The organism is Nonomuraea sp. NPDC050227 (assembly GCF_044459705.1).
In the GTDB taxonomy this organism is placed as follows: domain Bacteria; phylum Actinomycetota; class Actinomycetes; order Streptosporangiales; family Streptosporangiaceae; genus Nonomuraea.
In genome coordinates this window covers 65,137-80,293 of the sequence record NZ_JBITJF010000016.1, presented here as the reverse complement: position 1 = coordinate 80,293, position 15,157 = coordinate 65,137, and the positions used below count along the sequence as shown (strand labels likewise).

13 protein-coding genes are annotated in these 15,157 nt (G+C 73.0%); 6 read left to right on the top strand and 7 right to left on the bottom strand.

Annotated features, from left to right (window positions below; genetic code table 11):
- The first annotated feature begins 22 nt into the window (after positions 1–22).
- Complete coding sequence (locus ACIBK9_RS44955; RefSeq protein WP_397165115.1) at positions 23–2,194, top strand: protein kinase; 2,172 nt, start codon at positions 23–25, stop codon at positions 2,192–2,194.
- 32 nt (positions 2,195–2,226) lie between these two features.
- Positions 2,227–4,224, top strand: a complete 1,998-nt coding sequence (locus tag ACIBK9_RS44950) for a beta-propeller domain-containing protein (protein ID WP_397165114.1) — start codon at positions 2,227–2,229, stop codon at positions 4,222–4,224.
- Positions 4,225–4,255: 31 nt separating this feature from the next.
- On the opposite strand, the gene ACIBK9_RS44945 is transcribed toward ACIBK9_RS44950, so the two are convergent.
- Complete coding sequence (locus tag ACIBK9_RS44945) at positions 4,256–5,992, bottom strand: glycerol-3-phosphate dehydrogenase/oxidase (protein ID WP_397165112.1); 1,737 nt, start codon at positions 5,990–5,992, stop codon at positions 4,256–4,258.
- A 70-nt stretch (positions 5,993–6,062) separates the two neighbouring features.
- Complete coding sequence (locus ACIBK9_RS44940) at positions 6,063–6,833, bottom strand: DeoR/GlpR family DNA-binding transcription regulator (RefSeq protein ID WP_358282199.1); 771 nt, start codon at positions 6,831–6,833, stop codon at positions 6,063–6,065.
- A gap of 128 nt (positions 6,834–6,961) precedes the next feature.
- Here ACIBK9_RS44940 and ACIBK9_RS44935 point away from each other — a divergent pair, with 128 nt between their 5' ends.
- From ACIBK9_RS44935 to ACIBK9_RS44920, 4 genes are read left to right on the top strand one after another with little or no spacing between them, the layout of a single operon-like run.
- Complete coding sequence (locus tag ACIBK9_RS44935) at positions 6,962–7,834, top strand: SIS domain-containing protein (RefSeq protein ID WP_397165110.1); 873 nt, start codon at positions 6,962–6,964, stop codon at positions 7,832–7,834.
- The gene (gene nagA / locus ACIBK9_RS44930) at positions 7,831–8,964 is read left to right on the top strand and encodes an N-acetylglucosamine-6-phosphate deacetylase (RefSeq protein WP_397165108.1); all 1,134 of its coding nucleotides are present in this window, start codon (positions 7,831–7,833) and stop codon (positions 8,962–8,964) included. Before ACIBK9_RS44935 ends, nagA begins: the two co-directional genes overlap by 4 nt.
- On the top strand, positions 8,964–9,866 hold the full coding sequence (locus ACIBK9_RS44925; RefSeq protein ID WP_397165106.1) for a 1-phosphofructokinase family hexose kinase: 903 nt from the start codon (positions 8,964–8,966) through the stop codon (positions 9,864–9,866). The genes nagA and ACIBK9_RS44925 overlap by 1 nt, the downstream gene beginning before the upstream one ends.
- 10 nt (positions 9,867–9,876) lie before the next feature.
- On the top strand, positions 9,877–10,701 hold the full coding sequence (locus ACIBK9_RS44920) for a ketose-bisphosphate aldolase (RefSeq protein WP_397165104.1): 825 nt from the start codon (positions 9,877–9,879) through the stop codon (positions 10,699–10,701).
- On the opposite strand, the gene ACIBK9_RS44915 is transcribed toward ACIBK9_RS44920, so the two are convergent.
- From ACIBK9_RS44915 to ACIBK9_RS44895, 5 genes are all read right to left on the bottom strand, one after another.
- Entirely contained in the window at positions 10,691–11,125 is a 435-nt protein-coding gene (locus ACIBK9_RS44915; RefSeq protein ID WP_358282190.1) for a GNAT family N-acetyltransferase, read from the bottom strand. The genes ACIBK9_RS44920 and ACIBK9_RS44915 overlap by 11 nt on opposite strands.
- On the bottom strand, positions 11,122–11,898 hold the full coding sequence (locus ACIBK9_RS44910; protein ID WP_397165103.1) for a phosphotransferase family protein: 777 nt from the start codon (positions 11,896–11,898) through the stop codon (positions 11,122–11,124). The genes ACIBK9_RS44915 and ACIBK9_RS44910 overlap by 4 nt, the downstream gene beginning before the upstream one ends.
- A gap of 40 nt (positions 11,899–11,938) precedes the next feature.
- Positions 11,939–12,625 carry an SDR family oxidoreductase gene (locus tag ACIBK9_RS44905; protein ID WP_397165101.1) on the bottom strand — a complete coding sequence of 229 codons (687 nt, stop codon included), beginning with the start codon at positions 12,623–12,625 and terminating at the stop codon, positions 11,939–11,941.
- 1 nt (position 12,626) lies between these two features.
- Entirely contained in the window at positions 12,627–13,838 is a 1,212-nt protein-coding gene (locus ACIBK9_RS44900) for an RNA polymerase sigma factor (RefSeq protein ID WP_397165099.1), read from the bottom strand.
- 195 nt (positions 13,839–14,033) lie between these two features.
- Positions 14,034–15,155: a GuaB3 family IMP dehydrogenase-related protein gene (locus ACIBK9_RS44895; RefSeq protein WP_352362831.1), complete on the bottom strand. Its 1,122-nt coding sequence runs from the start codon at positions 15,153–15,155 to the stop codon at positions 14,034–14,036.
- Positions 15,156–15,157: the final 2 nt, after the last annotated feature.

The window sequence follows — 15,157 nt, the reverse complement described above, 5'->3', positions numbered from 1 at the left end:
AGATCCGGCGAGTCTGGCCGGCATGGATCTCCTCGGCAGGCTTGGCGAGGGCGGCCAGGGCGTCGTCTACCTCGCGAAAGATCATTCCGGCGCGCACGTCGCCGTCAAATGGCTGCGCCCCGACCTGTCCGGCGACGACGTGAGCGTCGAGCGGTTCCTGCGCGAGGTCCAGGTGGCCCAGCAGGTGGCGCCGTTCTGCACCGCGGCCGTCCTCGGCACCGGCGTCGAGCTGGACCGGCCGTTCATCGTCAGCGAGTTCATCGAGGGGCCCTCGCTGCAGCGGGTGGTGCAGGAGGAGGGGCCGCGCACCGGGTCCACGCTGCACCGGCTGGCCATCGGCACCGCGACCGCGCTGGCCGCCATCCACCAGGCCGGCATCGTCCACCGCGACTTCAAGCCCGCCAACGTCATCCTGGGCGCGGACGGCCCGCGGGTGATCGACTTCGGCATCGCGCGGGCGCTCAACGCGACCTCGACGATCAGCAGCATGGTCGTGGGCACGCCGTCGTACATGCCGCCCGAGCAGATCATGGGCCACACCGCCGGGCCGGCGGCCGACATGTTCTCGTGGGCCAGCGCGATGGTCTACGCGGCGTCCGGGCGGGCGCCGTTCGGCAGCGACACCATGCCCGCGGTGATCAACCGGGTCCTCAACCAGCAGCCCGACCTGGGCGTGCTCGACGGCGCGCTGCGTGACGTCGTGGCCGCGTGCCTGGCCAAGGACCCGGCGCAGCGGCCGACGGCCGAGCAGGTGATCATGCGCCTGCTCCAGCACCCGATGCCGGCGAACTCGCCCATCCTCGCCGCGGCCGCCGCCGAGGCCGGCCCCGCCGGGCCACCCATGACCGGGCCGATGGCGGGGCCGATGGCGGGGCCGCCGCAGCAGCACCCGCAGGGACCGCCGCAGGGACCGCCGCACGGGCCCGCACAGGGGCCCGCACAGGGGCCTCCGCACGGGCCGATGACCGGGCCGGTGCCGGGGGGCCGGCAGCCGTACCCGCAGCAGCAGTGGCACCCGCCGGGCCCGTACGCGCAGCCCACCCATCCGGGCGTCCACCCCGGGCGGCCGGCCGGCAAGAGCAGGGCGCCGCTGGTCATCGGGGCCACGCTGGCCGTCGCCTTACTCGTGCTGGCCGGGCTCGCCGTGCTCATCGCCAACAACAGGACGACCCTGGCCGCCGACGGCGGCGTCACGACGCCCGCCTCCGCCCGGCCGTCCGGGCGCAGCGTGCCGCCCGCCACGCCGTCGGTCGCGGCGTCGGTCGCGCCGGTCTCCGTCCCCGAGGAGGGTCCGCGCAAGGCGCTGCCCGGCGCCGCGATCGGCCTGTACGAGAACACCTCCGACGCGATCGTCCTGACCTCCTACGAGATCTACGACAAGAAGAAGGAGGACTGGATCGACCACGCCAGGGACTCGCTGCGCGGGCCGTTCCGCAAGTACGCCGGCAACTGGGAGTCGAACGTCTCCCCCGGCGGCCGCTACCTGGCCACCCGCGGCCGCAAGTACACCGACGACAACTACGACTACATCATCGTCAGCGACCGCCAGACGGGCGAGCGCACCACGATCAAGACCGTCCGCGGCCCGCTGATCGCCAGCATCCGCGGCTGGTCCGAGGACGGCTCCAGGATCCTGCTCAACATCGAGCGGAAGAGCGGCGACACCTGGACCTACCCCGGATTCGTCATCGTGGACGTCGCCACGAAGAAGGCGAAGACCGTCATGGTGGACGACTCCGCCGTCCGCAAGACCGCCTTCGGCTGGGACGGCGAGGGCACGGGCGTGATCAACATCTTCGGCCCGGAGAAGAACCGCAGCCTGCGCTTCTTCGACGCCGACGGCAAGGCCACCCGCGACCTGCGCTCGATCGGCACGCTGCCCGCCGGCACCCAGGACGTCTTCTCCCCCTCGGGCGAGTCGTTCCTGTCCACCTGCCCCAACGGCAGCGACGGCGACACCTGCGTGTGGGACGTCAAGTCGGGCGACCGCACGCACAAGTTCGCCTCCGACTGCGACAAGGTGCTCGGCTGGTACGACGACACCCACCTCTACTGCTGGGAGCAGGACAACAACACCAAGGACGAGATCCAGGTCGTCGACCTCAAGGGCACCCTGCTCCGCAAGATCCTCGACGTGCCCGAAGACGTCGACTTCAGCCCGGTCTTCACCGCCAACCCGGCCAAGGGCTCCTGAACCATCCGGCCCGCGCAGCCGTCATGGAGGTCATGAAGACGCTGTTCCGTACGGCCGTGACCGCCGCGGCCCTCGCCATGGCCACGACGGCCTGCACCTCGGCGGCCACCGGCCAGGCGCCCGTGCCGAAGGTCACGCTCGACGCCGTCCGCCTGGTCGCCTACGACAGTTGCGACGACATGCTGTCGGGCCTGCGGGAGCACGCCGCGGAGAACGTCGGCCCGTGGGGGTTCGGCGGCCCGCAGATCATGTACATGGAGGACACCGCCGCCACCGCGCGGGCGAAGACCACCTCCGACACCCCCGAGCACTCCACCACGAACGTGCACGAGGCGGGCGTTGACGAGCCCGACCTGGTCAAGACCGACGGCAACCGGATCGTCACGGTCGTGGACGGCACCCTGCGGGTCATCGACACCGCGACCAAGAAGGTCACCGCCTCGCTCAAGCTCACCAAGAAGGACGAGCCGACCTTCGCCCCCGCCGACCTGCTGCTCTCCGGCGACCGTGCGCTGGTGCTGTTCCGCGGCGGCGACATCATGGTCAAGTCCTTCGCGCCGCCCGGCGAGACCCGTTACGTCGTGGTCGACCTGGCCGGGCAGCCGAAGGTGCTCAGCACGATCCGGGCGCAGGGCTCGTACGTGGACGCCAGGATGATCGGCTCCACGGTCCGGCTCGTCACCCGCAGCCAGCCCGACATCACCTTCCCCGAGCCCAAGAGCCCGGACGCATCCGAGGCCGACCGCAAGAAGGCCAACCAGGACGTCGTCCGGCGGGCGCCGCTGTCCGCCTGGCTGCCCACGGTCGAGATCACCGGCGGGTCCGGCGCGGTCAAGAAGGACACGGTCAAGTGCGAGCGGGTCAGCCACCCCGCCGACTACACCGGCACCTCGCTGCTCACCGTCCACAGCATCGACCTGACCCAGGACGTCGCCGCGACCGGCACCGAGCCCATCAGCCTGGCCGCCGACGGCGACACCGTCTACGGCAGCGGCACGAGCCTGTACGTCGCCAGCAACCCCCGCTGGTGGTTCCCGGTGGTCACCGAGCCGATGCCGGTCGAGCCCGTGCCGACGGCCACCGACGGCGCCGCCCCGGCCGTCGAGCCCACCCCGAGCGACCCGGCCGTGACGAGCAGCGCCCCGGCCACGCCCGCCACCTCCGAGCCCGTGCCCGAGCCCACCCCCACGGCTCCGCCCGAGGAGACCGAGGTCCACCGGTTCGACATCAGCGCCGCCGGCGCCCCCTCGTACGTGGCCTCCGGCAAGGTCCCCGGCCGCCTGCTGAACCAGTACTCGCTGTCGGAGTACGAGGGCCACCTCCGCGTCGCCACCACCCTCACCGCCACCGACGGCGGCAACAGCGCCAGCAGCGTGTACGTGCTCGACGCCGCCACCATGGCCAAGACCGGCGAGGTCGGCGGCCTCGGGAAGGGCGAGCGCATCTACTCGGTCCGGTTCATCGGCCCGGTGGGCTACGTCGTGACGTTCAAGCAGGTGGACCCGCTCTACACGCTCGACCTGCGCGACCCGGCCGCCCCCAAGGTGACCGGCGAGCTGAAGATCACCGGCTACTCGGCCTACCTGCACCCCGGCGCGGACGGCCGGCTGATCGGCATCGGCCAGGAGGCCAGCGACAAGGGCAGGACGCTCGGCACGCAGGTCTCGCTGTTCGACGTCAGCGACCCGGCCGCCCCGCGCAGGCTGTCGCAGCTCTTCCAGAAGGAGTCGGGCTCCGAGGCCGAGTGGGACCCGCACGCGTTCCTGTACTGGCCGAAGACCGGCCTGTCGGTGCTCCCGCTGATGACCCCCAAGGAGTCGGGCGCGCTCGTGCTGAAGATCGACGACTCGGCCGTGAAGAGGCTCGGCATGATCAAGCACCCCACCCACCAGGACAAGGACTACACCTACCAGCCCGGCATCCAGCGCTCGATCGTCATCGGCGACGCCCTCTGGACGCTGTCCTGGGACGGCCTCCAGGTCAACGACGCCACGACGCTGGCCCGTCAGGCCTGGATCCCGCTGCGCTGACCCCCCTGAGGGCGGGTGACCGGTCCGCCGGTCACCCGCGCTCCGGCGCGACCACGGGCACGATCTCGGGGGCGCCCAGCCGGATGGCGTCGGCCTCCTGGTCGGAGTCCTGCTCCTGGGAGCGCCGCTCGGCCTCGACGCGCTTGGTGTAGTACTCCACCTCGCGCTTCACCTGCTCGGCGTCCCAGCCGAGCGGCCCGGCCAGCAGCTCGGCGGCCTCCTGCGCCACGGCCAGGCCGCGGTGGAAGGTCTCGATGGAGATGTGCGTGCGCCTGGTCAGCACGTCGTTGAGGTGCCTGGCGCCCTCGTGGGTGGCGGCGTAGACGATCTCGGCCCGCAGGTAGTCGTCGGCCCCGGCCAGCGGCCGGCCCAGCGACGGATCGCCCTCGATCAGCTGGAGCACCTCGTCGATGAGCGAGCCGTAGCGCTGGAGCAGGTGCTCGATCCGGGCGACGTGCAGGCCCGAGGTGTGGGCGAGGCGGTAGCGGGAGTTCCACAGCGCCTGGTAGCCCTCGGCCCCGGCCAGCGGGATGCGGTCGGTGCACGAGCGCGGCACCCGCTGGTCGAGCCCGTGCGCCACCGCGTCCACCGCGTCGCGGGCCATGACCCGGTACGTCGTGTACTTCCCGCCGGCGATCATCACCAGCCCCGGCACCGGATGCGCCACGACGTGCTCGCGCGACAACTTCGACGTCTCGTCGGACTCCCCCGACAGCAGCGGGCGCAGCCCGGCGTAGACGCCCTCGACGTCGTCGCGGGTCAGCGGCACCGACAACACGGCGTTGACGTGGTCGAGCAGGTAGTCGATGTCGGCCCGGGAGGCGGCCGGATGGCCCTTGTCGAGCGTCCACTCGGTGTCGGTGGTGCCGATGATCCAGTGGCGGCCCCACGGGATCACGAACAGCACCGACTTCTCCGTGCGCAGGATGATGCCGGTGCGGGAGTGGATGCGGTCGCGCGGCACCAGCAGGTGGATGCCCTTGGAGGCCCGTACGTGGATCTGGCCGCGCCCGCCGACCAGCTCCTGGATGTCGTCGGTCCACACGCCCGTGGCGTTGACGACCTGCTGGGCGCGTACGTCGAACTCGGCGCCGGTCTCCAGGTCGCGCGCCCGCACGCCGGTGACCCGCTCGCCCTCCCGCAGGAACCCGACCACCTGGGCGCGCGGCGCGATCCGGGCGCCGTACGTGGCGGCGGTGCGCAGCATGGTCATCACGTATCGGGCGTCGTCGACCTGGGCGTCCCAGTACTGGACGGCGCCGGTGAGTGCGCTCTTCTTCAGCGCCGGGGCCAGCCGCAACGCTCGTGACCTGGACAGATGCCGATGCCCCGGCACCCCGCGGGTGAGGCCGGAGGCGAAGCCGAGCGTGTCGTAGAGCGCCACGCCGGCGCCCACGTAGCCGCGTTCCCACCCGAAATGGGTCATCGGGAACAGGAACGGCACCGGCCGGACGAGGTGCGGCGCCAGGCGCTGGAGCAGCAGCGCCCGCTCCTGCAGCGCCTCGCGCACCAGGTCGAAGTTGAGCTGCTCCAGGTAGCGCAGGCCGCCGTGAATGAGCTTGGACGAGCGCGACGAGGTGCCCGAGGCGAAGTCGCGGGCCTCCAGCAGGGCCACGTCGAGGCCCCGGGTGGCGGCGTCGAGCGCGGTGCCCGCCCCCACCACGCCGCCGCCGACCACGACCACGTCGAACTCCTGGGCGGACATCTCCGCCAGCGCCGCCGCGCGCTCGGTGGGCCCGAGCCGGGCCACGCTCCTACCCGCCGTCATCGTCTCCCCTTGCGTCGACTGCGGTCAGTACCTACCCGTACGCCCGGTTCCATGTAACGCAAGGGACGGCTCAGGCGCGTACGACCTTGACGCCCGCGTCGGTGAGCCGGCCGGTGAGCTCGTCGGAGAGCCGCTCGTCGGTGACCAGCGTGTCGATCTGCTCGATCGGGCAGATGCGGGAGAAGGCCCGCCGGCCCACCTTGGAGGAGTCGGCCACCACCACGACCTGGGCGGCCCGGCTGATCAGCAGGTTGTTCACGCTGGCCTCGCCCTCGTGGTGGGCCGAGGCGCCCAGCTCGACGTCGATCGCGTCGACGCCGAGGAAGGCCACGTCGAGGGTGACCTGTTCGAGCACGCCCGAGGCCAGCGGCCCGATCAGCTCATACGACTGCTGCCTGGCCACCCCGCCGGTGACCACGATCTTGACGTGCTGCCGCACGGTCAGCTCGGCGGCGATGTTCAGGGCGTTGGTGACGATCGTGAACCCGCTCTCCAGCGTGGACAGCGTGGCGAGGGTGCGGGCCAGCTCGGAGGTGGTGGTGCCGCCGTTGAGCCCGACCACGGCGCCCGCGCTCACCAGGTCGGCCGCCGCGGCCGCTATGCGGTGCTTCTCGTCGGCGTGCCTGGCCGTCTTGTAGCGCAGCGGCAGGTCGTAGCTGACGCTCTGGGCGACGGCTCCGCCGCGCGTGCGCATGAGCATCTGCTGCTGGGCGAGCTGGTCGAAGTCACGCCGGATCGTGGCGGTCGAGACGTCGAGCGCCTGGGCGGCCTCCTCCACCGACAGCCTGCCCTCCTGGGCGAGCAGCTCCAGGATGGCGTTCCAGCGATCGTAGCGGGACACGAAGCCTCCAATGAGATCCGGACGGGATCAAGCGTGGCACAGGCAGGCAGGTGAGAGCGACCACTGCACAAAGCTGCGCTTTTACTGTATAAAAAAGGCAGAAACAAACACCAACGGGGAGGAACGCGGTGACCACCCATACCGAAGCCGAGATCGAGTCCCAGCCGTCCTGCTGGCGCCGCGCGGTGGCCGACGTGCCCGCGGGCGCGCTGCCCGAGCCCGGCGAGCGGGTGGCCGTCGTCGGCTGCGGCACGTCCTGGTTCATCGCGATGGCCTACGCCACGCTGCGCGAGCGGGCCGGGCTGGGCGAGACCGACGCGTTCGCCGCGTCCGAGGCGCCGGTCGGCCGCTCCTACGACAGGGTGCTCGCGCTGACCCGGTCCGGCACCACGACCGAGGTGCTGGAGCTGCTGTCCAGGACGAGCGCCCGCACGACGGCCATCACCGCCGACCCGAAGACGCCGGTCATGACGGCCGCCGACGAGGTCATCGTGCTCGACTACGCCGACGAGAGCTCCGTCGTGCAGACCCGCTTCGCCACCACCCAGCTCGCCATGCTCCGCGCCAGCCTCGGCGAGGACCTGACCGGCGCGATCGCCGACGCCGAGCGGGCCCTGGCCGAGCCGCTGCCCGCCGGGCTCGTCGAGGCCGAGCAGTTCAGCTTCCTCGGCAGCGGCTGGTCGGTCGGCCTGGCCCAGGAGGCCGCACTCAAGATGCGCGAGGCGTCCCGGTCGTGGACGGAGGCGTACCCGGCGATGGAGTACCGGCACGGCCCGATCAGCATCGCGGGCCCCGGCCGCGTCACCTGGATGCTCGGCACCGCCCCCGAGGGCCTGCGCGAGCAGGTCGAGGCGACCGGCGGCACGTTCTTCGAGAGCGGCCTCGACCCCATGGCCGAGCTGGTGCGCGCCCAGCGGGTGGCGGTCGCGCGGGCCTTCGCCCGTGGGCTGAACCCCGACGAGCCCATGCACCTCACGCGATCTGTGATCCTTTCTTCATGAGCCTTACTCTCGCCGACGCCCGGATCGTGACCCCCGAAGGGGTGCACGAAGGGTGGCTGACCATCGAAGACGGCCGCATCACGCATGTCGGCCACGGATCGGCCCCCAGCCCCGGCCTGAGCCTCGCAGGGCGGCATGTCGTCCCCGGCTTCGTCGACATCCACAACCACGGCGGCGCGGGCGGGTCGTTCCCCACCGGCGACCAGGACAAGGCCCGCGACGCCGTGGCCCTGCACCGGCGGCACGGCACGACCACGATGATGGCCAGCCTCGTCACCGACGCGCTCGACGAGCTGTCCAGGGCCGCCTCCTCGCTGGCCGAGCTGTGCGAGGAGGGGCTGCTGGCGGGCATCCACTTCGAGGGGCCGTACATCGCCAAGGCCCGCTGCGGCGCGCACAACCCCGCCCTGCTGCGCGAGCCGTCGCCGCAGGAGCTGTCGGGGCTGGTCAAGGCCGCGCGCGGGCACGCGCGCATGGTCACCGTCGCCGCCGAGCTGCCCGGCGGCCTCGACACGATCCGCACGGCCGTCGGCGAGGGCCTGATCGCGGCGCTCGGCCACAGCGACGCCGACTACGACCAAGCGATCGCCGCCATCGAGGCGGGCGCCACCGTCGCCACCCACCTGTACAACGCGATGCCGCAGCTCGGCCACCGCGCGCCCGGCCCGATCGCGGCCCTGCTGGAGGACGAGCGCGTCACGGTCGAGCTGGTCAACGACGGCGTCCACGTGCACGCGGCGATGTTGCGCCTGGCCTACGAGGTGGCCGGGCCCGGCCGGACGGTGCTGATCACCGACGCGATGGCGGCCACGGGCCTCGGCGACGGCGACTACGTGCTCGGCCCCATGCGGGTGCGCGTGACCGACGGCGTGGCCAGGCTGGTCGAGGGCGGCTCGATCGCGGGCTCCACCCTCACCATGGACGCCGCCTTCCGCCGCGGCGTGCGCGAGCTCGGCATGTCGCTGCCCGACGCGGTCCAGGTGGCCTCGCTGACCCCCGCCAGGGTGCTCGGCCTGGCCGAGGAGATCGGTTCGATCGCCGTCGGCAAGGCGGCCGACCTGGTGGTGCTCTCCGGCGAGCTGGAGGTCGACGGCGTGATGAAGAACGGCGACTGGATCACGGAGCCCTGATGATCATCACCGTGACGCTCAACGCCGCGCTCGACGTGACCTACGAGGTCCCGTCCGTCGCCTGGGACGGCGTCAACCGGGTCGGCGCCGTCCACCGGCGGGCCGGCGGCAAGGGCGTCAACGTGGCCCGCGTGCTGGCCGCCCTCGGCCAGGAGGTCCTGGTCACGGGGCTGGCGGGCGGGCCCACGGGTCGCGCGATCGAGCACGACCTGCAAGCCGCGGGGCTGCCCGCCGCGCTGACCGGCATCGCCGCCGAGTCCCGCACCACGCTGGTGGTCTCCGAGCCGGGCGGGGCCACGCTGTTCAACGAGCCCGGCCCCGAGGTGAGCGCGGCCGAGCTGGCCGCGTTCGTGGAGCACTACAGGTCGCTGCTGGCCGGGGCCGACGCGGTGGTGGTCTCCGGCAGCCTGCCGCGCGGCGTCCCCGCCGACTTCTACGCGACGCTGGCCGCCGTCGCCGCCCGCGCGGGCGTGCCGGCCATCGTCGACGCAGACGGCGACCCGCTGCGGCACGCGCCGGAGGGCCGTCCGGCCGTCGTCAAGCCCAACGCCGAGGAGCTGGCCAGGGCGGTTCCCGGCGGCACCCCCGAGGAGGGCGCCCAGGCGCTGCGCGAGCGGGGGGCCGAGGCCGTGGTCGTCTCCATGGGCGCCGACGGGCTGCTCGCCGTGACGGGCGAGGGCACCTTCCGGGCGCGGATGCCCTACACCGTGCGGGGAAACCCGACCGGGGCCGGCGACTCGCTGGTCGCGGGGCTCGCGCTGGGCCTGGTCGAGGGCTCCCCGTGGCCCGACCGGCTGCGGCGGGCGGCGGCGCTGGGCGCGGCCGCCGTGGCCGCGCCGGTCGCCGGTGACTTCGACGGCGAGGTCTACGCCGACATACACCCCCAGATCGTCATCACGTAAGGAGCTCGTCATGGCCCTCGCCGGAATCGGCGACATCGTCCGGCAGTCCCCCGCAGGGGTGGGCGCGTTCAACGTGATCCAGTTGGAGCACGCCACCGCGATCGTGGCCGGCGCCGAGGCGCTCGGCCTGCCGGTCGTGCTGCAGATCAGCGAGAACTGCGTGCGCTACCACGGCGCGCTCGAACCCGTCGCGCTGGCCGCGCTGGCCGTCGCGCGCCGCGCGGACGTGCCGGTCGCGGTCCACCTCGACCACGCCACCGACCGCGCGCTGGTGGAGGAGGCGGTGACGCTGGGCCTCGGCTCGGTGATGTACGACGCCTCCGCCCTGCCCGACGAGGAGAACGTGGCGGCCACGGCCGAGGTGGCGGCCTGGTGCCACGAGCGCGGCGTCTGGGTGGAGGCCGAGCTCGGCGAGGTCGGCGGCAAGGACGGCGTGCACGCGCCCGGCGCCCGCACCAAGCCCCACGAGGCGGTCGACTACGTCGCCAGGACCGGCGTCGACGCGCTCGCCGTGGCCGTCGGCACCTCGCACGCCATGACCACCAAGGACGCCGTGCTCGACCTGGAGCTCATCGCCGAGCTGCGGGCGGCGGTGCCGGTGCCGCTGGTGCTGCACGGCTCGTCCGGCGTGCCCGACGACGTGCTGCGCGAGGCGGTGGCCAACGGCATGAAGAAGATCAATATCGCCACCCACCTGAACAAGGCGTTCACCCGGGCCGTCCGCGACTACCTGGCCCACGACGAGCGGGTGGTCGACTCCCGCAAATACCTCAACGCGGGCCGCGACGCCGTGGCCCGCGAGGTGAGTCACCTGCTGGGCGTGCTCACCGGCTGAGCTCCTTGCGCATCACCACGGCCGACCGGCCGTCGAGGTCGGCCCGGCCGATCTCGGCGTAGCCGAGCGAGGTGTACAGCGCGATGTTCGAGGCCATCTTGACGTTGGTGTAGAGGCGCAGGGCGGGCAGGCCGAGCCGGGCGGCCTCCCGCTCGGCATAGGCCAGCAGGCCCCGGCCGATGCCCCTGCCGTGCAGGTCGGGCCGCACCGCCACGTTGTCCACCAGCAGCGCGCCCTCCTCGGGGATGAGCACGACCAGCCCTTCGAGGCCGTCGGTGACGTGCACCCGGCCCGCGGCGATGAGGGCCGCGTAGTCGGCCTCCATGGGCAGCGGCCGGGTGCCGATGATCTCGGCCCATGGCTGGTAGGCGTCATGGACGAGTTGCTCGACAGCGGCCCTGTCGGCCTCCTGCGCCAGTCTCATGCCCCCAATGATCGCAGCACCCTGTCGACCTGACGATCGAAGGTGCCGGGCGGATTGCGCGGGCTGTCGTGCGAGAGCAGGAACAGCCAGACCAGGCTCTGCAGCCTGCGGCAGTCGCGCAGCCGGCGCGCCTGCGGGCCGCTCAGCTCGAACCGGTCGGCGATCTCCACCTCGCCGTCCACCCACATGGAGACGTGCTCGGACAGCTCGGCCAGCTCGAAGGCCAGGTCGCTGCGCCCGGAGTCCTCGAAGTCGACGATGCGCACGCGGACGCCGTCCCACAGGAAGTTCGCCAGGTTGCCGTCGCCCGCCCCGAACGCCGGACGTACGCCCGACTCCCCCGGCCGCCAGCCCGCCAGCCAGCGCAGGCCCTCCTCGGCCGCGCGGTCGGCCTCCGGACCGCGCGGCCGCCAGGCGGCCAGCCATTCCATGACCTGGCCGGTGACCGCCTCGACCTGCCAGGGGCGTACCGGGACGGCCGCCAGCACGCCGGGCGGGACGGCCTCGTACAGCTGCGTGAGCGCCTCGGCCATGGCGGTCAGCGGCGCCTCCCCGGCCGCCAGGCCGCGCAGGGGCACGCCGTCGATCCTGGTCATCCGGACGACGCCGCCCTCGAAGGCGATCGGCCGCGGGGTCAGGCCCGGGGCGTGCTCGGCCAGCAGGGTGAGCGCCCGCCACTCGCGCTCGGCCGCGCCCTCCTTGCCGTCGACGTAGCGCTTGGTGACGACGTCGCCGTCGATGTCGAGGACGTGGGTGTGCACAAGATCGGCCATGCTACGGCAGGATACGGCCTGCCCTACGAGCCGACGCCCGTCACCACGGCAACGGCAGGCCGTCGCGGAAGAAGCCGCCGGTCGGGCCGTCGTCGGGCAGGTCCGCGGCCCACACCACGCTCCGCGCGCCCTCGGCGACCGGCCGCCCGCCGGGACCGCCCATGTCGGTCGCCACCCACCCCGGGCAGACGGCGTTGACCAGGATGCCGTCCCCGCGCAGCTCGGCCGCGAGCATCCTGGTCAGCGCGTTCAGCGCCGTCTTCGACACCGTGTACGCGGGCGTGCCGCCGCCCATCGAGGCCAGCGAGCCGATCTCGCTGGAGACGTTGACGATCCGGCCGTGCGCGCTGCCGCGCAACAGCGGCAGCAGCGCGAGCGTGACCCGCCAGGCGCCCAGCAGGTTCGTCTCCAGCGCCTCCGACACCACGCCCAGGTCCGCGTCGCAGGCCCGCTGCCAGGTGTCGTAGTGGATGGCGGCGTTGTTGACCAGCACGTCGACCCGCCCGTGGCTCTTCTCCAGCTCCCGCGCCAGATCGGCCGCCGACCGCTCGTCGGCGACGTCGAGCCGCCGCGCCAGCACGTCGCCGCCGATCCCCGCCGCCGCCTCGACGGCCTTGCGCTCGTCCCTGGCGGTCAGCACCACCGTGTCGCCCGCCGCCGCGAGCTGCCTGGCCACCTCCAGCCCGATCCCCCGGTTGGCCCCCGTGACCACGCACACCCGGTCCATCTCACGTCCCCCTCAACGTCGCGCGTCTGCGCCGCAGGAACTCCCGCTCGACCTCGTTGCCCGCACGGGCGATGGCCTCGCCGTACGCCCGCGCCGCCTCCTCGTCGCGTCCCAGCCGCCGCAGCAGGTCGGCCCGTACGGCGTGGAACAGGTAATAGCCTGTCACCTCCAGCCCCTCCACCAGCGCCAGCCCCGCCTCGGGGCCCTCCGCCTCGGCCACCGCCACCGCGCGGTGCAACGCCACGACCGGCCCCGGCGTGAACGCCAGCAGCAGGTCGTAGAGCTGGACGATCTGCCGCCAGTCGGTCTCCCCCGCGCTCGCCGCGTCGCCGTGCACGGCGTTGATCGCGGCCTGCACCTGGTAGGGCCCCGGCCGCCCCCACCGCAGGCAGCGCCGTACGATCGCCTGCCCCTCCTCGACCAGCGCGCGGTCCCACAGGGCGCGGTCCTGCTCGGGCAGCGGCACCAGCTCGCCGCCGCCCGCGGTGCGCGCCGCCCGGCGTGCCTGGACCAGCAGCATCAGCGCCAGCAGGCCCCACACCTCGGGCTCGTCCGGCATCAGCTCGGCGAGCAGGCGGCCGAGCCGGACGGCCTCCGCGCACAGGTCCTCGCGCACCAGCCGCTCGCCCGAACTGGCCGTGTAACCCTCGTTGAAGATCAGGTAGATCACCGCCAGCACCGCGCGCAGCCGGTCCGGCAGGTCCGCCGCCGCCGGCACCCGGTACGGGATCCCCGCCTGCCGGATCCTGCTCTTGGCCCTGACCAGCCGCTGGGCCATGGTCGCCTCCGGCACCAGGAACGCGTGCGCGATCTCGGCCGTGGTCAGCCCGCCGAGCAGCCGCAGCGTGAGCGCCACCCGCGCGTGCGGGGCGAGCGCCGGATGGCAGCAGGTGAAGATCAGGCGCAGCCGCTCGTCCCGTACGGGCCCCTCCTCGACGGGCTCGTCCCTGGCGTGCAGCAGCGCCGCCTGCACGTACTTGTCCTGGCGGCCCGACTCCCTGCGCAGCCGGTCGACGGCCCGGTTCCTGGCGGTCGTGATGATCCAGCCGGCCGGGCTCGGCGGCGGGCCGGCCTGCGGCCACTGCCGCAGCGCGATCGCGAACGCCTCCTGCACGGCCTCCTCGGCGACGTCGATGTCACCGAACACGCGGACGAGCACCGCCACCGCCCGGCCGTACTCCTCCCGGAAGGCCTGTTCGACCTGATCGGACATCCTGCAACCACCTCGCCGACACGCGCGTCACCTTGCACGTCCTACACGAACGGCGGTGTCCCGATTCGACACGGCGGGCCGGTGGGGACCCCGGAAGCACTCGGTTCCGGCGGGCCGGTGAGGACCCCGGAAAGCAGTCGGCTCCCGGAGGTCGCAACCCCCGGGAGCCGTCGCAGACGTCGGTCAGCCGCCGCCTCAGCGCTGGATCGGCGCGACCACGACCTCGACCCGCTGGAACTCCTTGATGTCGGAGTAGCCGGTGGAGGCCATCGTGCGCTTGAGCGCGCCCATCAGGTTCATCGAGCCGTCGGCCACGCTGGAGGGGCCGTGCAGGATCTGCTCCAGCGTCCCGACCGTGCCGAACTCCACGCGACGGCCGCGCGGCAGGTCGGGGTGGTGGGCCTCGGAGCCCCAGTGGAAACCGTGGCCGGGGGCCTCGGACGCCCTGGCCAGCGGCGAGCCCACCATGACGGCGTCGGCCCCGCAGGCGATGGCCTTGGCGATGTCGCCCGAGGTGCCCATGCCGCCGTCGGCGATCACGTGCACGTACCGGCCGCCGGACTCGTCCATGTAGTCGCGGCGCGCCGCGGCCACGTCGGAGATCGCGGTGGCCATCGGCACGGCCACGCCGAGCACGTTGCGGGTGGTGTGCGAGGCGCCGCCGCCGAAGCCGACCAGCACGCCCGCCGCGCCCGTGCGCATCAGGTGCAGCGCCGCGGTGTAGGTGGCGCAGCCGCCGACGATGACCGGCACGTCGAGCTCGTAGATGAACTGCTTGAGGTTGAGCGGCTCGGCGCGGCCAGAGACGTGCTCGGCCGAGACGGTGGTGCCGCGGATGACGAAGATGTCCACGCCGGCGTCGATCACGGCCTTGTGGTACTGGACCGTGCGCTGCGGCGAAAGCCGGACGGCCGTCGTCACCCCGGACGCCCGGATCTCCTCGATCCGGCGCCCGATCAGCTCCTCCTTGATCGGCGCGTCGTAGATCTCCTGGAGCCGCCGGGTCGCGGCCGCGGCGTCGAGGGCGGCGCACTCCTCCAGCAGCGGGGACGGGTCTTCGTAGCGCGTCCAGAGCCCTTCGAGGTCGAGGGGGGCCAGGCCGCCGAGCCGGCCGATCTCGATCGCGGTGGCGGGCGAGACCACGCTGTCCATGGGGGCGACGACGACGGGCAGCTCGAACCGGTAGGCGTCGATCTGCCAGGCGATCGACACCTCTTCCGGGTCACGGGTGCGTCGCGAGGGCACGAGCCCGATCTCGTCGAGCGCGTACGCCCTCCGCCCGGTCTTGCCCCGGCCGATCTCCACCTGCTGAGTCATGA